Annotated in this window: 18 protein-coding genes; 11 read left to right on the top strand and 7 right to left on the bottom strand. The window is 63.3% G+C overall.

Annotated features, from left to right (window positions below; genetic code table 11):
• Positions 1 to 22 precede the first annotated feature (22 nt).
• From fabG to gmk, 6 genes are all read left to right on the top strand, one after another.
• On the top strand, positions 23 to 760 hold the full coding sequence (fabG, locus tag NKI67_RS25075; RefSeq protein WP_023677705.1) for a 3-oxoacyl-[acyl-carrier-protein] reductase: 738 nt from the start codon (positions 23 to 25) through the stop codon (positions 758 to 760).
• Positions 761 to 947: 187 nt separating this feature from the next.
• Positions 948 to 1184, top strand: coding sequence for an acyl carrier protein (locus NKI67_RS25070; protein WP_006203723.1), 237 nt, complete (start codon positions 948 to 950; stop codon positions 1182 to 1184).
• A gap of 34 nt (positions 1185 to 1218) precedes the next feature.
• Positions 1219 to 2481, top strand: coding sequence for a beta-ketoacyl-ACP synthase II (gene fabF / locus NKI67_RS25065; RefSeq protein WP_023677704.1), 1263 nt, complete (start codon positions 1219 to 1221; stop codon positions 2479 to 2481).
• A 93-nt stretch (positions 2482 to 2574) separates the two neighbouring features.
• Positions 2575 to 3795, top strand: coding sequence for an endolytic transglycosylase MltG (gene mltG / locus NKI67_RS25060; protein ID WP_023677703.1), 1221 nt, complete (start codon positions 2575 to 2577; stop codon positions 3793 to 3795).
• Between the two features lie 138 nt (positions 3796 to 3933).
• Entirely contained in the window at positions 3934 to 4824 is an 891-nt protein-coding gene (locus tag NKI67_RS25055; protein WP_023677702.1) for a YicC/YloC family endoribonuclease, read from the top strand.
• A gap of 33 nt (positions 4825 to 4857) precedes the next feature.
• Positions 4858 to 5514, top strand: coding sequence for a guanylate kinase (gmk, locus tag NKI67_RS25050; RefSeq protein WP_023677701.1), 657 nt, complete (start codon positions 4858 to 4860; stop codon positions 5512 to 5514).
• On the opposite strand, the gene NKI67_RS25045 is transcribed toward gmk, so the two are convergent.
• The 7 genes from NKI67_RS25045 to lptF form a co-directional block, all read right to left on the bottom strand.
• On the bottom strand, positions 5515 to 5808 hold the full coding sequence (locus NKI67_RS25045) for a DUF1330 domain-containing protein (protein WP_023677700.1): 294 nt from the start codon (positions 5806 to 5808) through the stop codon (positions 5515 to 5517).
• Positions 5809 to 5883: 75 nt separating this feature from the next.
• On the bottom strand, positions 5884 to 6723 hold the full coding sequence (gene rsmA / locus NKI67_RS25040; RefSeq protein ID WP_023677699.1) for a 16S rRNA (adenine(1518)-N(6)/adenine(1519)-N(6))-dimethyltransferase RsmA: 840 nt from the start codon (positions 6721 to 6723) through the stop codon (positions 5884 to 5886).
• 67 nt (positions 6724 to 6790) lie between these two features.
• Positions 6791 to 7810 (bottom strand): 4-hydroxythreonine-4-phosphate dehydrogenase PdxA, encoded by a 1020-nt coding sequence (gene pdxA / locus NKI67_RS25035; RefSeq protein ID WP_023677698.1) that lies wholly within the window; start codon positions 7808 to 7810, stop codon positions 6791 to 6793.
• 12 nt (positions 7811 to 7822) lie between these two features.
• Positions 7823 to 8749 carry a peptidylprolyl isomerase gene (locus NKI67_RS25030; RefSeq protein WP_023677697.1) on the bottom strand — a complete coding sequence of 309 codons (927 nt, stop codon included), beginning with the start codon at positions 8747 to 8749 and terminating at the stop codon, positions 7823 to 7825.
• A gap of 117 nt (positions 8750 to 8866) precedes the next feature.
• Complete coding sequence (locus tag NKI67_RS25025) at positions 8867 to 11284, bottom strand: LPS-assembly protein LptD (protein ID WP_023677696.1); 2418 nt, start codon at positions 11282 to 11284, stop codon at positions 8867 to 8869.
• Positions 11284 to 12369 (bottom strand): LPS export ABC transporter permease LptG, encoded by a 1086-nt coding sequence (gene lptG, locus NKI67_RS25020; protein WP_023677695.1) that lies wholly within the window; start codon positions 12367 to 12369, stop codon positions 11284 to 11286. The genes NKI67_RS25025 and lptG overlap by 1 nt, the downstream gene beginning before the upstream one ends.
• Positions 12366 to 13568, bottom strand: a complete 1203-nt coding sequence (gene lptF, locus NKI67_RS25015) for an LPS export ABC transporter permease LptF (protein ID WP_023677694.1) — start codon at positions 13566 to 13568, stop codon at positions 12366 to 12368. The genes lptG and lptF overlap by 4 nt, the downstream gene beginning before the upstream one ends.
• Positions 13569 to 13922: 354 nt before the next feature.
• Here lptF and NKI67_RS25010 point away from each other — a divergent pair, with 354 nt between their 5' ends.
• The 5 genes from NKI67_RS25010 to NKI67_RS24990 all read left to right on the top strand — a co-directional run.
• Positions 13923 to 15089, top strand: coding sequence for a flavin-containing monooxygenase (locus tag NKI67_RS25010; RefSeq protein ID WP_023677693.1), 1167 nt, complete (start codon positions 13923 to 13925; stop codon positions 15087 to 15089).
• A 72-nt stretch (positions 15090 to 15161) separates the two neighbouring features.
• Complete coding sequence (locus tag NKI67_RS25005; RefSeq protein ID WP_031212013.1) at positions 15162 to 15545, top strand: VOC family protein; 384 nt, start codon at positions 15162 to 15164, stop codon at positions 15543 to 15545.
• 49 nt (positions 15546 to 15594) lie between these two features.
• Complete coding sequence (locus NKI67_RS25000) at positions 15595 to 17091, top strand: leucyl aminopeptidase (RefSeq protein WP_023677691.1); 1497 nt, start codon at positions 15595 to 15597, stop codon at positions 17089 to 17091.
• A gap of 38 nt (positions 17092 to 17129) precedes the next feature.
• A complete protein-coding gene (locus tag NKI67_RS24995) occupies positions 17130 to 17579 on the top strand; it encodes a DNA polymerase III subunit chi (protein WP_023677690.1) in 450 nt (149 codons plus the stop codon).
• A 91-nt stretch (positions 17580 to 17670) separates the two neighbouring features.
• Positions 17671 to 18292, top strand: a 622-nt coding sequence (locus NKI67_RS24990; RefSeq protein ID WP_352647434.1) for a phosphotransferase, incomplete at its 3' end; no start/stop codon positions are given.

Raw genomic sequence — 18292 nt, 5'->3', positions numbered from 1 at the left:
TCGCTCAGATCAGGAGGCAAGAATGTTCGAATTGACCGGCCGCAAGGCGCTCGTCACCGGCGCATCGGGAGGTATCGGCGAGGCGATCGCCCGCGTGCTGCACGGCCAGGGCGCCATCGTCGGCCTGCATGGCACACGTATCGAGAAACTGGAGGCGCTGGCCGCCGAACTGGGCGACCGGGTCAAGCTTTTCCCGGCCAATCTTTCCAACCGCGACGACGTCAAGGCGCTCGGCCAGAAGGCGGAGGCCGACCTCGAAGGCGTCGACATCCTCGTCAACAATGCCGGCATTACCAAGGACGGGTTGTTCGTGCGCATGGCTGACGCCGACTGGGATAGCGTGATCGAGGTCAACTTGACCGCCGTGTTCCGGCTGACCCGCGAGCTTACCCATCCGATGATGCGCCGCCGCCATGGCCGTATCATCAACATCACTTCGGTGGTCGGCGTCACCGGCAATCCCGGCCAGACCAATTACTGCGCCTCCAAAGCCGGTATGATCGGCTTTTCCAAATCGCTGGCGCAGGAGATCGCTACCCGCAATATCACCGTCAACTGCGTCGCCCCAGGCTTCATCGAATCGGCGATGACCGCCAAGCTCAACGACAAGCAGAAAGAGGCGATCATGGCGGCGATCCCGACCCGGCGCATGGGCACGGGCGCCGAAGTCGCCTCTGCCGTCGCCTACCTAGCTTCTAACGAGGCAGCCTACGTCACCGGCCAGACCATTCATGTGAATGGCGGCATGGCAATGATCTAACACTTGGGAAAACGCTTCATTCCGTCTTGGATGCACGGGATTTTTCGTGTAATGCCGCCCGCAACCCGGCGGTTCGGGCAAAAACCGGTCCTGTTCCGCTGCGTTTCCGGCAGGACCATCTTTCAGCTTGATTAGCGGCATTCTGCCCGCTAACGAAGACAGACAACCAAAAGACGAGGATGCCCAAATGAGTGACACCGCAGAGCGCGTCAAGAAGATTGTCATCGAGCACCTTGGCGTCGATGCCGACAAGGTGACGGAGCAGGCGAGCTTCATCGATGATCTGGGCGCGGACAGCCTCGACACGGTCGAACTTGTCATGGCGTTCGAAGAAGAGTTCGGTGTCGAAATCCCGGACGACGCCGCCGAGACCATCCTGACTGTTGGCGATGCGGTGAAATACATCGACAAGGCCTCCGCCTGACGCTATTTGCAGTCATCACCGGGGAGGACCTGCGATGAGGCGTGTCGTCGTCACGGGCCTTGGGCTGCTTTCGCCGTTCGGCATGGGCTTCGAGCACAGCTGGAAGGAGCTTCTGACCGGCCGCAGCGCAGCCAAGCGCATCACCGAATTCGAGGTGGAAGACCTTGCTTGCAAGGTAGCCCACGTCATTCCGCGCGGTGACGGCTCCAATGGCACTTTCAATCCTGAAGCCGTTCTCGAGCCGAAGGAACTGCGCAAGATCGGCGACTTCATCCTGTACGGGATCGCGGCCGCCGACGAGGCACTCAAGGATTCCGGCTGGCAGCCGAAGACGCATGAGGAACAGTGCGCCACCGGCGTGCTGATCGGTTCGGGCATCGGCGGCATCGAAGGCATCGCCGAGAATGCGATGATCCTCAAGGAACGCGGTCCGCGCCGCATCAGCCCATTCTTCATCCCTGGCCAGATCATCAACCTCGTCTCCGGTCAGGTCTCGATCCGGCATGGGCTGAAAGGCCCCAACCATGCCGTCGTCACCGCTTGCTCGACCGGTGCGCACGCCATCGGCGATGCCGCCCGGCTGATCATCTGGGGCGATGCCGACGTTATGGTCGCAGGCGGCGCCGAAGCGCCGGTGACGAGACTGTCGATCGCCGGGTTCGCCGCTTGCCGCGCGCTCTCCACCGAGCGCAACGACGCGCCACAAACGGCCTCACGCCCCTATGATCGCGATCGCGACGGCTTCGTCATGGGCGAGGGCGCCGGCGTTGTCGTGCTCGAGGAGCTCGAACACGCCAAGGCCCGCGGCGCCAAGATCTATGCCGAGGTCACCGGCTACGGTCTGACCGGTGACGCCTATCACATCACCGCGCCTGCCGAAGACGGCGACGGCGCTTTCCGTTGCATGACCGCGGCGCTGAACCGGGCGAAGCTGACGCCGGCCGATGTCGACTACATCAACGCGCACGGCACCTCGACCATGGCCGATACGATCGAACTCGGCGCCGTCGAGCGGCTGGTCGGCAACGCCGCCTCGAAGATATCGATGTCGTCGACCAAATCGTCGATTGGCCACCTGCTGGGCGCGGCTGGCGCTGCCGAGGCGATCTTTTCGATCCTCGCCATTCGCGACAACATCGCGCCGCCGACCATCAATCTTGACAATCCGGAGCGCGAAACGGCGATCGACCTGGTGCCGCACAAGCCGCGGGCCCGGCAGATCGACGTGGCGCTGTCCAACTCCTTCGGCTTCGGTGGCACCAACGCCTCGCTCGTCTTCCAGCGCTACAATGGCTGACCGCTCTGCCGGTTTCCGTCTGCCGTCAATTTTGCCATATTCGCCCCTACTCTGCCCGAGGGGATTCGTCGCAAGATCAAATGGTAGGGCGCTATGAACACAAATCCGGCCGATAACGGGGAATTCGGGCAACGGGCAGCAACGCCCGGCCCGATCGTGCCGAAGACGGCCAGCGAGGCGTTGCGGCCCGAGGCCGGCACGCCGCCGCCGAAGCGCTCGCGTGCCTCGCGCAGCCAGTTCGTCGTGTTCATGAACTTCGTCATCTCTTCGGTGATGCTGATGGTGCTGGCGGCAGGCGTTGCGCTGTATTTCGGCAAGCAGGAGTTCAACGAGCCCGGCCCGTCGGCCAATGGCGACACTTTCCTGGTCAAGCCGAATAGCGGCGTCCAGGAGATCGCCGACCAGCTTGAGCGGCGAGGGCTGATCAGCGACGCCCGCATTTTCCGCCTTGGCGTGCGCGCCTTCGGCAATGATTCCGCCCTGAAGGCCGGCGAATACGAGATCAAGCCGCAGGCGTCGATGCACGATATCATGGAACTGCTGAAGAGCGGCAAGTCGGTGATGTATTCGCTGACTATCCCCGAGGGGCTGACGGTCGCGCAGGCGCTGCAACGGATTGCCGAGCAGGACGCGCTGACCGGCGATATGCCGTCGACCACTCCACCTGAGGGCAGCCTCGCCACCGACACGCTGCGTTTCACCCGCGGAGCAACACGCCAGCAGATGGTCGACAAGCTTCTGGCCGACCAGAAGAAGCTGGTCGACGAGGTCTGGCAGCGCCGAGCGCCGGATTTGCCGATCGCCAACGTTGAGGATTTTGTCACCCTAGCCTCTATCGTCGAGAAGGAGACCGGCAAGGGCGATGAACGCTCGCGCGTAGCCGCCGTCTTCCTCAACCGGCTGGCCAAGGGTATGCGGCTGCAGTCGGACCCGACCATCATCTACGGCCTGTTCGGCGGCAAGGGCAAACCCATCGACCGCCCGATCTATCAGTCGGACATCCAGAAGCCGACGCCCTACAACACCTATCTGATCAACGGCTTACCGCCGACGCCGATCGCCAATCCCGGCCGTGCGGCGCTGGAGGCAGTCGCTAATCCGTCGAAGACCAGCGATCTCTACTTCGTCGCCGACGGCACCGGCGGGCACGTCTTTGCCTCGACGCTCGATGAGCATAACGAGAATGTCGCTCGCTACCGGGCACTGCTGAAAAAGCAGGCGCAGGACGCCGCCAAGGCCGGGGCAACCAATACCGGAGCCGACACGCCGGCGGGAGCCATCGTTGACGATGCGGGCGCCACCGCCGCCCAGTAGGGCCGGACGCCATCAGGTTGGCCCTGTGCATGTCCGGGTGGATGTGCAAGGGCTGCTATGGCATTGAAATTCACATGATCCTGTCCGGAGAAAATCGCTCCGGCTTGAGGGGCATTCGGCAAAGGGACGCACGGCTACATGAACTTGCAGAGCATGACCGGTTTTGCGCGCAGTGTCGCCGAACACGACGGCACTTCGATTGCCTGGGAAGCCAAGTCCGTCAACGGCAAAAGCGTCGAGGTCAGGCTGCGGCTGCCGCAAGGTTTCGACCGGCTGGAGCCGGCCGTCCGGCAGACGGTGCAAAAGCGTTTTGCGCGCGGCAATTTCCAGATGACGCTGACCATTGGCCGCGCCGCCGGCGCTCAAGCGCAACCCGTGGTCAACGAGGCTTTCCTGAAGGATCTGGCGGGCTTGGCCAAGCGGCTGCAGGAGCAGTTCGGAGTAGCCCCTGCGGCGGCCGACGGCCTGCTTGCGCTGCGCGGCGTCCTCGACATTCCCGAAACCATCGAAACCGAAGAGGCGCGCAGTGCGCTCGATACCGCAATACTGTCGGCGCTGGAAGCAGCACTGAACGGGCTGCAGCAGGCGCGCCAGGGCGAAGGTGCGGCACTTCGTTCCCTGCTGTCCGGCCATATCGATGCCATCGAGGCGCTGACGCTGCGGGCCGAGGCCGATCCATCACGCGAACCGGCCACGATCCGCGAAAGGCTCGCCGAGCAGATCCGCCTGTTGATGGACGCGTCTGCCAACCTGGACGCCAGCCGGCTGCATATGGAAGCGGCGTTCCTGGCCACCAAGGCCGACATACGCGAGGAAATCGACCGGCTGAAGACACACGTGGCGTCGGGGCGGGCACTGCTCGCCGGCGGTGGCGCCATCGGCCGCAAGCTCGATTTCCTGGCACAGGAATTCAACCGCGAATCGAATACGCTGTGTTCCAAGTCGAATGCTGCCGCGGTCACCGCCATCGGGCTGGAACTGAAGGCGGTCGTCGACCAGTTTCGCGAACAGGTCCAGAATCTGGAATGATCCCGATGCCAAGCCACATGACTGCCAAGCCCCATGACCGCTAGGGATGTGGGTTCCCGCATTCGGCGCCGCGGGCTGATGCTGGTCTTGTCGTCGCCGTCAGGCGCCGGCAAGTCGACGATTGCGCGCAATCTGCTGGAGAGCGATTCCAGCCTGGAATTGTCGGTCTCGGTCACCACGCGGCCACGCCGCGGCAGCGAGATCGAGGGCGTCCATTACCACTTCCGTACCATGCGCGAGTTCGAGCGGCTGCGCGATTCCGATGCGCTGCTCGAATGGGCGGAGGTGCACGGCAATTGCTACGCGACGCCGCGCGAGCCGGCTGAACAGGCGCTGGCCGAAGGCCGCGACATGCTGTTCGACATCGACTGGCAAGGCGCTCAGCAACTCAAGGAGAAGATGCGCGCCGACATCGTCTCGATATTCATCCTGCCGCCATCGATGAAGGAATTGAAGGCGCGGCTGAAGCGTCGCGCCGAGGACCAGGAAGCGGTGATCGAGACGCGGCTCAAGAACGCCCGCAACGAGATCGAGCACTGGAAGGAATATGATTTCGTCATAGTCAACGACGATCTCGACCGCGCTTTCGCCGAGGTGCGGGGCATCGTCACGGCCGAACGGCTCAGACGCGATCGCCGGCCGGGCCTGTTCGATTTCGTCTCGGGGCTGCTCGACGAAAAGACGGATTGATCAAGGCGCTGTCCCCGCGACCAGGATCAGATTGCGGCTGAGCGCGGCGTCGCGCAGTTCCAATGCCGCGGCATATTCGGCGGAGCGGTACCAACGCCGCGCCGTGTCCATGTCGGGGAATTCCACGATGATCAGCGGCCCGGGAGACCAGTCGCCTTCCAACCTTTCCACCTCGCCGCCGCGTACCAGATAGCGCCCGCCATGCTGGGCGATGGAGGCAGCCGCGCTGGCGCGATAGGCTTCGATAGCCTCTGCGTCACGGATCGTGACGTCGGAAATGACATAGGCGGCCACTGTTTGTCTCCGGGCAGGGTTTGTCCGGCTATCTATGCCATGAGAGCGGAAATTCCACGCGGACGCTTCCCGGCATCACACCGCGTTGGTCAGGCGAACGAATTCCTCGACGCTGAGCGTCTCCGCACGCCTGGTCGGATCGATGCCGGCGCGGGTGAGCAGTGCCTCGCCGCCGAGGCTTTTCACGCTCTGCCGCAGCATTTTCCGGCGCTGGCCGAATGCCGCTTCGGTGACGCGGCTGAGCCGTTTCACCTCTGCCGGCAAGGGGTTGGCACGCGGCACAAGATGCACCACCGAGGACGTCACCTTGGGTGGCGGCGTGAACGCCTGCGGCGGTACGTCGAAGGCAATCCTCGCCTCCGTCCGCCAGCCGGCCAGCACGCCGAGCCGACCATAGGCCTCGCTGCCGGGGCTGGCTGCAATGCGTTCGGCGACCTCGCGCTGGAACATCAGCGTCATCGATGTGTAGAACGGCGGCCACTCGGTGACGGTCAGCCAGCGGATCAGCAATTCGGTGCCGATATTGTAGGGCAGGTTGGCAACGATTTTCGCCGACCCGCCGCTTCCCGGCACTCCTTTTGCAAGCGCTGCAAAATCAGCTTTCAGCGCATCGCCGGCTACGATCTCGAGCCGACCCGGATAGTGGTTCGCGATCTCGGCCAAGGCCGCCAGGCAGCGCTCGTCGCGCTCGATCGCGACGACCCGCCGGGCGCCGTTGAGGAGCAGGGCACGAGTCAGCCCGCCCGGACCGGGACCGACCTCGATAACCGTAACGTCGCTCAGGTCGCCGGCGGTTCGCGCAATCTTGCTTGTCAGGTTAAGGTCGAGCAGAAAATTCTGGCCCAGCGCCTTTTTCGCCTGCAGCCCATGGCGCTCGATCACCTCGCGCAGTGGCGGCAGGCCGTCTATGCTCATCGGGCTGGGCTCATCAGGCGGGCTCATCGGGTTAAGGCCATCGAATTTGGCTGATTGGGCTCAGGGCCTACGGCCTTTTCCCGGTATCGGCAAGAACGCGAGCGAGTTTCAGCGCTGCAATCAGGCTGCCGGCACGGGCGATGCCCTTGCCGGCGATGTCGAAGGCGGTGCCGTGGTCGGGCGAGGTGCGGACGAAGGGCAGGCCGAGCGTGACGTTGACCGCCTCGTCAAACGCCAGCGCCTTGGCCGGGATCAGCGCCTGGTCGTGATACATACAGAGCGCCACGTCGTAGCCGGCGCGGGCGCGAGCATGAAACAGCGTGTCGGCCGGCAATGGCCCGAAGGCGTCGATCCCTTCCTGCCTCAGCCGGTCGACTGCCGGGCGCACGATCCGCTCGTCTTCGGTGCCCATGGTGCCGCCTTCGCCGGCATGCGGGTTGAGGCCGGCAACGGCGAGCCGCGGCTTGGCAATTCCGAAGCGGTTCGCAAGGTCGGCGGCGGTGATGCGGCCGGTGGCGACGATAAGGTCCGTCGTCAGCTCTTTCGGCACCTCGGCCAGCGCGATGTGGATGGTGACCGGCACGGTGCGCAGGTCCGGTCCGGCAAGCAGCATCACAGGCGTCACTTCGGTGCCGGTGTGAAGCGATGCCAGATGCGCCAGATATTCGGTGTGGCCGGGAAAGCGAAAGCCGGCGTCGTAGAGCGGCTTCTTGGCGATGGGGCAGGTGACGACCGCGGCAGCGCGGCCAGCCAGGCAGTCGGCAACGGCGCGGTCGATCGCCTCGATGATGCCGGCGGCGTTGGCTGGATCCGGGCGGCCGGGACTGTCGACGAAACGGGCAGCAAGCGCCACCACCGGCAGCGCGCGCGAAAACACCCCCGGCGCTAACGCCGGCGTCGTCTCGGCAATCGCGATATCGGTGCCGAGCCTGTGCGCCCGCGCGGCAATCAGTGCCGGATCGGCAAGGAGATAAAAAGACGGAACGCCAGCGCTATCGCGGGCCTGCCAAGCAGCGATGGCGATGTCCGGCCCCACGCCGGACGGATCGCCGACGCTCAACGCCAGCGGAAGCTCTGCGTCAGCCACGGCGCTTCGACTTCAGCGCTCGATTATGCGGGCTTTCTTCCGCAACTCCTCGACATATTTCTTCGAGAGTTCGTCGGCGTTCTTGTCGTTCGAACCTTCACTCTGGAACACCATCTGCGCGGCTTTGTCGTCTGACACTTCGCGCGACGAGCAGATGCCGATGAATTCGACACCGCGGTCGGTTTCGCGCGTCGTGGTGGCGCCGCCGACCTTTGTAGCCTTTATCTGCTCGGCCCAGTCCGCCGGCAATTGGGGCGCCAGCACCCGGCCGAGATCGCGAACGGTGACATCGATCAGGCCCTTGGCGAATTCGCGGGTGGTGTTGCAGCCGTTGAAGCGGGCGCGCATGGCATCGGCTTCGCGTTTGCGCTTGGCCAGCGTCGCGGTTCGCTCGGCGGCCGGCACCACGAAGATGACCTGCTGCAGCATGTACTCTGTGGCGCTCGGTTTGCTGCCGCCTTTTTCGAGCATGCGCTTGACGAGGTCCTGCTCGCTCATTGCGCCGCCACCGTCTCCGGAACGGGAACGCGCGGTCAGCGCCTGGTTCCAGGCCATCTGTGCCCGGATAAACTCCTTGAAATGCTCCTTGGTGACGCCGGATTGCGCCATCGCGCCGTCAAGCTGCTTGAGCGGCATCTTGTTGCTGGTGGCGAAACGCTGATAAGCGGCATCGACCTGCGCGTCGCTGATGCGGATGCCGAGCCGCCGGGCTTCGGCCAGACGCAGCGTCTGGTCGATCATTTCCTGGCCGGCATCGCCCTTTCTGTGCTGCAGGCGCAGGAAAGCGGCCCGATGCTGGATGTCGCCGGTGGTGATCGGTATATTGTTGACGACGTATTTGATCTCGGTGGCGAAAACTGGCCGCGTCACCGCGGTGGTCGAGAACGCCACCAGCAGCGCGAACCCTGCCGAAAAGAGGTATTTCCTCATCGAAAGCATCCCAATTCCATCCCGATTCAGCCGAACCTATCCCAGTTCAGGCCGTCAAAATTCGTGCCTGCTCTATGCGGCGAAACAATGTCGTCCGCCAGCCGCCCCGTTGCCGACCGCTGCCCGTTATTGAATGGTGTCGATGGAGCGTTGCGACGAGCCGAAATCGCCGAGCGTGCGGAACGACAGGTTGAAGCCGACGTTCTGCGATACTTCCTTGGTGTTCAGGTCACGTCTTTCCGAAAACGTCATCAAATAGGTAAAGCACGAATCACTATAGGCAAAGCCGACCCCGTCCTTGACCAGAACGCTCTGCTCCAGATCATATGTGCCGGTGCCAAAGACGCGCCAATTCTCGGCAAGATGTGTCGAGGCGCCGAGCGTAACCTCATGGCGATCGGTCGAGAAGCCATAGAGCGGCTGCGCCTGGATGAAGGCGTATTTGGCGCTCAGCGATACCGGCAGGCCTGAAAAGGCGGCCTTTACCTCAGCGCGGCGGATCTCGAAGCTTTGCTCGTCGAAACGGCCGCTGACCGAGCCGGAAAACCCGCTGGGGCTGTTGAAGCCGACAAGGCCGACATAGTCGGAGGTTGCAGTTTCAAGACCCGAATAGGCGCCGACATTGACCAGGTCCGGCGTGCCGAACGAGTTCTGGCCGCCGAGCTGGTAGGATTGGCCGAACACCGCATTGGTGCCCCAGCCATTGTCATATGCGCCGGAATAGCGCAGCCCGACATTGGCGCGTGTGCCGCCTTCCATGCGGTCATAGCCCGAGAATTTGTCGCGCTCGAACAGCGTCGTGGCGTCGAAGACGAAGCTCTGGGCGTCCTCGTTGGGGACCGCCAGCCCGCCGACATATTGCTCGTTCGGACGCATGAATACCTGCGCCATCGGTTCGAAGACATGGCTGGAACTGGTCATCGAAAACAGCACCGGCCAGCGCATCTCAAGGCCGGCGGTCGCCATGTAGCGGGCAAGCGATGAACGCATATCGTCCTCGACGCCGAGATTGGTCGCCATCTGGTTGATGGCGTCGAGCGAGGCCGAGGAGGCGTTGACGTAGCCGGCGTCGCCGCGCAGCGCCAGGAGCGGTGTCAGCAGAAGCCCGCCATCGGTGGTGAAGGTGCGCTTCCATTCGGCTTCCGCGGTAAGGCGGCCGGATTGACCGTCGATGCCGCGGACGTTGTTGACGGACGAAGGGATGCCCGAATTTGCAAGAGCCGTATCGAGCCTGTCGCGGTCAATGACCCGCGCGTTGACGTCGAACGACAGCTGCCCGCCGGCCACCGGCATGTCGGGGATATAGGCGTAGTCGAGCGAGGGCAGCACCCAGGGCTGCTTGGCGGCGCGTGCAGTCGGATCGCTGGCGAGCGTGTCTTCCTGAACCTCGAAGTGCATGGCGCGCACGTCGAAGTAATTGCGATCGTTGAGCCCCGTCAGGTACACCTCGGAGCGGTGCACGCTATCGTTGAAGCCATCGATGTCGTAGGTGCGCGCGAAATTCTTGTCGCTCTGCAGCAGGATGTCCCAGCCGAAGTCCCAGCGCGGGTTGATGGCGAACTGGCCCTGGGTGCCCATCATGCCGCGGAACCTGTTCGGGTCGCCTTCGGTACCCGAATTCACGTTGTGGCCATTGTCGTCGATGAAGGCGTCGGGATTCTCCTGCCGGATGCCCGCAATCTTCAGGCTGTACTGACCGTTGTTGAAGCGCTGCCTCCACTCGGCCTCACCGAGGAAACCTTGCTTGGTATAGCCGCTGCCAGTGACAGTGAGATCGTAGGTCGGCGAGAGCGCGAAATAATAAGGGACTTTGACACCGACGCCGAGATCGCTCTTGTAGGCGACGCCGGGGATTAGGAAGCCGCTCTTGCGCTTGACCGTTGGGTCGGCGATCTCGAAAGCCGGCAGATAGGCCAGCGGAAAGCCGAAGAACTCGAAATTCGAGTTCTCGAAGCGAACCGTCTTCTTCTCGCCGTTCCAGATGATCTTCCTGGCCTTGATACGCCAGGTCGGCGCTTTGTCGGGCTTGTCCTCGCACGGCTCGCAGGCGGTGTAGACGCCATTGTGGAACGTCGTCAGCACGCCGCCCATGCGCTCCGCGCTTTCGGCGGCGAAATACGCCTTGTCTATGGTCTCGACCCGCAGCGCGTTGACGAAGCCGTCGGCGAAATCGTCAGTGATGTCGGCATGCTGCGAATAGATTTTGGTGCCGTCGCTATTGACGAGTTCGACATTGCCGCTGGCGACGAGGCGTTTGGTGTTGCGGTTGTATTCGACCCGCTGGGCGACGAGACGGTTGCCGCCGTAGTCGATCTGGACGCCGCCGACGGCCGTCACGGTCTGCTTGTCGTTGTCGTAGACCAGCGTATCGGCTGCCAGCAGCATCTGCGTGCCGCTCGGAACCTTCGTTGCCAGCTCACTGACGTCCTGGGCAAAAGCCGGAGCAACCGGGGCGGCGCTGGCAAGCAGGCATGCCAAGGCGCTCGCCGCAGAGAGGCGTGCCAAACCGGCGTGCCTATGGCTGCGCAAAACCGCCTCCCTCACTAGCCGTCTTCCTTGTATAGCAGGAATGTCACCCCGAAGAACATAGCCACGACAACCGGGACCCAAGCCGCTACGGCCGTGGGTACGAATCCCGCTACGCCGAATGCCTTGACCAGCACCGAAACGACATAAAGCAGAAACCCGGCCACGATGCCACCCAGAATCATCGTTGCCGACTGCCCCATCCTCGCAAATCGCATTGATACCGTTGCCGCAATCAGCGTCATCGCGACAAGCAGGAAGGGCAGCGCAATCAGGGAATTGAACTGCATGGCGAAGGCATTTGCCTTGAGGCCGAAGGAGCGGGCCACTTCGATCTTGCCGGGCAGATCGTAGAAGGGAATGGTCTCAGGGCGCGCCAACCGCTCTTGCACGAATTCCGGCTTGAGATTGGTCGGCAGCCGATCGCTGGGTAACGACTGGATGGTACCGTCCCGGAACACCTTGACGTCCTGCAGTTCCCAGTAGCCGTCCCGCAAAAAGGCGCGCGCCGCATCCTTGCGCTCGATGATGTCGCCTTGCGGGCTGAAGCTGAAGAAGACCGCGTCGGCCATCTCCAGGCCTTGATTGAGAATGGCGCGCGCGCCGATGATGGTGTCGCCGGCGTTGGTTTTCTGCCTGATCCAGGGCGCAGCATCGGCCGAGACGCTGTTCGACTTGCCCGAACGGAGCTGGGTCTCGATCTCCTCGGACCAGGAATAGGCGTGCGCGGCTACCGGATTGATGACGCCGACCGACAAGGCTCCAAACAGCAGCGCCCCGATGCAGCACGGCAGCAGGAATTGCCATGCGGAAACCCCGGCGGAACGGGCAATGACCAGTTCATATTTGCGGTTGAGCGACACCAACGTCGCCATCGCCGAGAACAGGCCGACGAACGGCACCGTCTGCAGCATGATCATCGGCATCCTGAGCCCCGAAATGGCGAACGCAGTTGCGTAGGTGAAGCCCGGCACGCCGGTCGTGCGGCCGGAAAGCTCGGTGAAATCGATCAGGAACACCAGCGCCAAGAGGCCGATGAAGAACCAGATGGTGATCGTCACATAGCGAAAGAAGAAGTACCGACCCAGAGTCCAGCCCATCAGCCGGCCCCCTGTCCGGATGCGCCACGCCTGGCAAAACGGAGCTTGATGGCGCCCCAGCCGTCACTGAAGCGGCCGGCAAGATTGGTTATCCAATCGGCCCAGGCAACCGGCAGTTCCATGGTCCGGTTGGACACGATGAACCAGATGGCGATCGCCGATGCCACGATCGGGACGCCGTAGACCATATAGGCATATTGCGGCACCTTGTCGGCCTTGCCGGCGGCAAAGAACCCGAGCCAGCGCACGAACAGTGCGATCGCGATTGCCGTGATCAGCGGGTGCACACGTGCCTCGCGATGCGAGCGTGCGTCTCCGGCGACGGCGAGCGCGATCAGCGCGAAGACGAGCGAATAGGACCACTCGGAAAAACGCTGGTTGAGCTCGGCCAGGTACCTGTTCGGCTTTTGCTGGTACATCTTGTCGTTCGGACTGGGATTGAGCAGATACTGGGTCGTCCGGTCCTTCGGCAAAAGCAGGATGTCAGATGATGCCGACATGAAAGCGGACAAGTCGAAGGCGTAAGAGGTGAACCGGATCACCGAGAGGTCGCCGGTCATGGTTTTGCGATGGATGACGCCGTCATTCATCATCAGCACCTTCTCGTCGCCGCGTTCGATGATGCTGCCGGTCTTGGCGTAGTAGATGAGATTGACGCCTTCTTCGCGCGAATCGGCGACGAAGATGCCGCCGAGACGGTTGTCGGGAAGCCGTTCGCCAACCTGCAGGAACAGGCCGTCATCGATCTTGCGGAAGGTGCCTTCCTGGATGATCAACGACAACAGATCGGCACGCGACGACGCAATCAACTCGCGGTTCTTCTGGCGTGCGTAAGGGTCGACGCCATTGTCGACGGCGAAGGAAAAAACGCTGGCTGCAAGTGCCAGAAGCATGATCGGCCTGACGATGGTCCAGCGTGAAGCGCCGGCGGCATTGATGACGGCCAGCTCCGAATCCGAATTCATCACGCTGAGGATCTGGGCGACCGCGACCACCAGGGCGAACGGCACGACGATCGGAACGATCGTCGGGATGATCAGCGCTGCGACTTCGAAGAAGGTGAGGGCCGACTGACCGCTATCGGTGACGAGGTCGATGCGGGCGAGCACCTGAGTCGTCCAGACGATCGCCAGCGTCCAGACGAGCGCCAGCGCGAATACCGCGAAAGCACGGCGCATGATGTAGCGTTCAACGACCTTCATGAAGGCTTTTCTCGGCGATTTCGAACGGCATCATGCCTTGGAACAAGGTAGTCGTCCGGCGCCGGCTGCACAACTGGCTCAGTTTGGCGGTTCGATCCGGGTTCAGTCCCGGATCGCAAAATCCGCTGGGCCGGAGTGTCAGCGGCAATGGATAAGAAAGAGCGAACATTGTTGGTTAACAACAGGTTGCGGCGGGAAGCGGGGCCGTGCCGCGACGAATCGTGGATGGTTCGATATCGCATATGGGAGCGATTTCGGCCAAAGTCTTGTCAAATGCGGCAAAACGACCAAATGTCGCGCCGGTCGCGACCGCCGCGGCGTGATAAGACGGGTCAGGATCTGTTGAGCCCCAGCATGGAAGCGGAAAAATTGCGCAGTCAAACCGGTCGGGAAACCGTCTTTGACGGCGCGATCGTGGTCGGGGCCGGCGCGGCCGGCCTTGCCGCCGCCCACGCCTTGATGAAGGCCGGCGTACCGACGCTCGTCCTGGAAAAGGAGAGCCGGCTTGCCGAACCCTGGCATCGGCGGCACCAGCGGCTGCACCTCAATACGCATCGCGATCTCTCGACGCTGCCCGGCATCGGCTATCCCGCAGGCACCCCGGCTTTTCCGCATAAATCGGCCGTCATTCGCCATCTGAACGATTTCAGCCAGGCGCATGGTCTGCCGGTCGCATTCGGCGTTGCCGTTGAAGAGATCACGTTCGACGGCGATCACTGGACCGTGCGGACGAACTCCGGACGTCGTCTGGCGCGCCATGTCGTCGTCGCCACCGGGCGCGACCGGCAGCCGTTTATTCCCGCGTGGAAAGGCATGAAGGATTTTGCAGGCCGGATTATCCATTCGGCCGATTTTGGCGAGGCGAAGGACTACGTCGGCAAAAAGGTGCTGGTCGTCGGAGCCGGCAATTCGGGGTTCGACGCACTCAACCATCTTGCGAATGCAGATGCCCAAAGCATCTGGCTGTCGGCCCGCAACGGCCCGTCGCTGCTGCCGAAACGCATCGGCAAGGTCGCCGTCCACAGGCTTTCACCGTTGATGGCGAGCTTGCCGGTGCGGCTGGCCGATGCGGTGATGGCGACAACCCAGCGCCTGGTTTTCGGCGACCTGACGAAATTTGGGCTTCCGCCGGCTCCCATAGGCGGTGCGAGCCGTCTGAGCGCCGACTACACCGCGATCGCAGCCGATGACGGCGCGGTTCGCGCCATAAAGGCAGGCACGATCGTGGTGGTGCCACCATTGCGGGAATTTACCCCAGACGGCATCGTATTGAATGACGGCAGGTTGATCACGCCCGATATCGTCATTGCGGCGACCGGCTATCGCACCGGTCTGGACCAGATGTTCGGCAAGCTCGGCGTTCTCGACGGCAAGGGCGTTCCGCTTTTCAACGGCGGCGATGCCGATCCGAAATTGCCCGGTCTGTGGTTTACCGGCATGCGGCCGAGCATTCGCGGTTGTTTCGCCAACGCCCGCATTCAGGCCAGGGCGATAGCGGCGCGGATTGTCAAGCAGCGATGATGAGCCGGACTATGCCGATTGTTCCGCCCGCAATAGACACGCCTTGTTGAGCGTGCTCGAACCGAAAGGTCAATGATCATGACGCCAGTCAGCATTCGCTACATGGTCGATGATGTCGCCGCCTCGATCGACTTCTACTGTGGACATCTGGGCTTCGCTGTTGAACAGGACGCGCGACCGGCTTTTGCTTCCGTCACACGCGGCGCTTTACGGCTCCTTCTAAGCGGACCCGGCAGTTCGGGTGCACGGGCGATGCCGGATGGCCGGCAGCCGGTGCCGGGAGGTTGGAATCGCATCCTGTTGGTGGTGCCGGACCTGAAAGAAGAGGTTGCGCGCCTCAAGAGTGCTGGACTTGTCTTTCGCAACGATATCATAACGGGCGTCGGCGGTTCCCAGACGCTGCTCGAAGACCCATCGGGCAATGTCATCGAGCTGTTTCAACCCGCCGCTCACTGACGAACGTTTCTCGCAATAATCCAACTCACTTCCCCGAAAGCAGGACATGATGAATTCGAGACCCTCGATCGCCTTTGCCAAATTCGCCGCGCCCAAAAAAGGAAGCGTTTTCGTTCTGGTGGCCGACGAGGGCGGCCTCAGCGATGCCGCCAGGGCTTGCGATCCGGCAAAGACCCTCGAGCGGGCTTTTCCGGTCGCCGACTTCACCGGCAAATTCGCCAGCCTGGTCGAAGTGCTGGCACCGGAAGGGACATCGCTCGAGCGGCTCGTGGCGGTCGGTGCCGGCAAGGGCTCCAATCTCGATGATTACGCCTGGCTGAAGCTTGGCGGCACGATTGCCGCGTCCTTTCGCAAGGCAACCGAAGTGGCCGTCGTGCTCGATCTTCCCGGTGCGGCCGTCAGCGGCAGGCAAGCCGTTCAGCTTGCAGCGGGCATCCTGCTGCGCAGCTATTCCTTCGACAAGTACAAGACCAAAAAGAACAATGGTGACGACAAGCGCGAGCCAAAAAAGCCGGTCAAGGTGACTATTCACACCGCCGATCCGGCAGCTGCAAAGAAGGCCTTCGCCGATGAAGCGGCGGTGATCGACGGCGTCTTGCTGGCGCGCGATTTGGTCAATGAACCGGCCAATGTTTTGGGACCGGTGGAATTCGCCGCCCGCATCGCCGAACTGGAGGCGCTCGGCGTCACGGTCGAGATCCTGGCCGAGAAGGAGATGAAGAAGCTCGGCATGGGTTCGCTGCTGGGCGTAGCGCAGGGTTCGCCGCGTGGCGCCCGCATCGCGGTCATGCGGTGGGACGGCGGCAAGGCCAAGGAAAGCCCGGTCGCCTTCGTCGGCAAGGGTGTCACCTTCGACACCGGCGGCAATTCGATCAAGCCGGCGTCGGGCATGGAGGACATGAAGGGCGACATGGGCGGCGCTGCTGCCGTCACCGGGCTGATGCACGCGCTGGCCGCGCGCAAGGCGAAGGTCAATGTCGTCGGCATTGTCGGGCTGGTTGAAAACGCCGTCGACGGCCACGCTCAGCGACCGGGCGACATTGTCACCTCGATGTCGGGCCAGACTATCGAAGTGCTCAATACCGACGCCGAGGGCCGCCTGGTGCTGGCCGATGCGCTCTGGTACTGCAACGACCGCTTCCAGCCGAAATTCATGATCAATCTGGCGACGCTGACCGGCGCCATCATGGTCGCGCTCGGCCAGTATTATGCCGGCCTGTTCTCCAACAATGACGAGTTGGCGGACCGGCTGACGGCGGCCGGACAGGCGACGCAGGAGCGGGTGTGGCGCATGCCGCTCGGCGCCGAATACGACAAGCTGATCGATTCCAAGAATGCTGACATGAAGAACATCGGCGGCCGCCATGGCGGCGCCATCATCGCCGCGCAGTTCCTGCAGCGCTTCGTCAAGGACACGCCCTGGGCGCATCTCGACATCGCCGGCACCGCGATGGGCGCGCCTTCCAACGAGATCAACCAGTCATGGGCTTCCGGCTTCGGCGTCAGGCTGCTCGACCGGCTGGTGCGCGATCATTACGAGCAATGAGCGGCTGGGGCGGGACTCCGACAATGTAGACTGAACGCATGGCCGAGATTCTGTTTTATCACCTGACCGAATCGACGCTGGAGGATGCGCTGCCCGGCCTCCTGGAGCGCAGTGTCGATCGCGGTTGGCGCGCCGTGGTGCAGACCGGCACCGAGGAACGGCGCGACGCGCTGGACCAGCATCTGTGGACTTTCCGGGACGATTCGTTCCTGGCCCACGCGACGGATCGCGAAGCCCATCCCGCCGAGCAGCCGGTGGTTCTGACCGTCGGCCCCGACAATCCGAACCAGGCGCAGATACGCTTCCTGGTCGATGGGGCGGTGCCGCCGGAGCTTGGCGGCTACCAGCGCGCCGTGTTCCTGTTCGACGGCCACGATGCAGCCCAGCTAGAGGCGGCACGCACGCATTGGAAGACAATGAAGGAGGCCGGCCACACCGTGACCTACTGGCAGCAAACGCCTGACCGGCGCTGGGAACGCAAGGCTTAGAGAATTTGCCGGCAAGGGAATCACTGGCGCCGCAAGAGTGCGATGACAAAAAGATGGACCGCCGGCTATTCAGAAGACCGGAGCAAGCTCGATGCCGCCCGATGAACGAACGCCAGGCATGCCGATAGATGCCGCACTTGTTCGCCGGCTGATTGCCGCGCAGTTCCCCAAATGGGCGGACCTGCCGGTAGAGACGGTCGAGCCTGGCGGCTGGGACAACCGCACGTACCGGCTGGGCGACAGCATGTCGGTGCGGCTGCCGAGCGCTGCCGCCTATGTCGCCCAGGTCGAGAAGGAGCATCGCTGGCTGCCCCGCCTGGCGCCTCACCTGCCTCTGCCGATACCCGTGCCGCTGGCCAAAGGCGCGCCCGGGGAAGGCTATCCATGGCCTTGGTCCGTCTATCGCTGGCTTGGCGGCAGACCGGCGGCTGGTGGACTGATTGCCGATCTTACCGAGTTCGCCCGTTCGCTGGCCGGCTTTCTGGTTGCGCTCTACCGGATCGACGCTGCCGATGGGCCACCGGCAGGGCAGCATAATTTCCACCGCGGTGGCCGGCTTTCGGTCTACGACGCCGAGACCCGAGCCGCGCTCTCGGCGCTCGGCGGCCGCATCGACAAGGCCGCCGCCGAGGCCGTGTGGGCGACGGGCCGTGGCGCCCGCGGGGGGGGGGCGGCGGGGGGGGGGCGTGGGCGCGGGGGCCCGGGCGAGCTGG

It is taken from the genome of Mesorhizobium sp. M0408 (assembly GCF_040321495.1).
GTDB lineage: Bacteria > Pseudomonadota > Alphaproteobacteria > Rhizobiales > Rhizobiaceae > Mesorhizobium.
The sequence above is the reverse complement of the archived record's forward strand: the minus strand, read 5'-3'. Positions and strand labels throughout refer to the sequence as shown.

Excerpts from the sequence above, each read along its gene's own strand:
- rsmA (WP_023677699.1), bottom strand. The coding sequence starts at position 6,723 with ATGAGCATAGACGGCCTGCCGCCACTGCGCGAGGTGATCGAGCGCCAT.
- NKI67_RS25000 (WP_023677691.1), top strand. The coding sequence starts at position 15,595 with ATGAATTCGAGACCCTCGATCGCCTTTGCCAAATTCGCCGCGCCCAAA.
- gmk (WP_023677701.1), top strand. The coding sequence starts at position 4,858 with ATGACCGCTAGGGATGTGGGTTCCCGCATTCGGCGCCGCGGGCTGATG.
- NKI67_RS25055 (WP_023677702.1), top strand. The coding sequence starts at position 3,934 with ATGAACTTGCAGAGCATGACCGGTTTTGCGCGCAGTGTCGCCGAACAC.
- fabF (WP_023677704.1), top strand. The coding sequence starts at position 1,219 with ATGAGGCGTGTCGTCGTCACGGGCCTTGGGCTGCTTTCGCCGTTCGGC.
- NKI67_RS25030 (WP_023677697.1), bottom strand. The coding sequence starts at position 8,749 with ATGCTTTCGATGAGGAAATACCTCTTTTCGGCAGGGTTCGCGCTGCTG.
- fabG (WP_023677705.1), top strand. The coding sequence starts at position 23 with ATGTTCGAATTGACCGGCCGCAAGGCGCTCGTCACCGGCGCATCGGGA.
- NKI67_RS25010 (WP_023677693.1), top strand. The coding sequence starts at position 13,923 with ATGGAAGCGGAAAAATTGCGCAGTCAAACCGGTCGGGAAACCGTCTTT.
- lptF (WP_023677694.1), bottom strand. The coding sequence starts at position 13,568 with ATGAAGGTCGTTGAACGCTACATCATGCGCCGTGCTTTCGCGGTATTC.
- mltG (WP_023677703.1), top strand. The coding sequence starts at position 2,575 with ATGAACACAAATCCGGCCGATAACGGGGAATTCGGGCAACGGGCAGCA.
- NKI67_RS25005 (WP_031212013.1), top strand. The coding sequence starts at position 15,162 with ATGATCATGACGCCAGTCAGCATTCGCTACATGGTCGATGATGTCGCC.
- NKI67_RS24995 (WP_023677690.1), top strand. The coding sequence starts at position 17,130 with ATGGCCGAGATTCTGTTTTATCACCTGACCGAATCGACGCTGGAGGAT.
- NKI67_RS25070 (WP_006203723.1), top strand. The coding sequence starts at position 948 with ATGAGTGACACCGCAGAGCGCGTCAAGAAGATTGTCATCGAGCACCTT.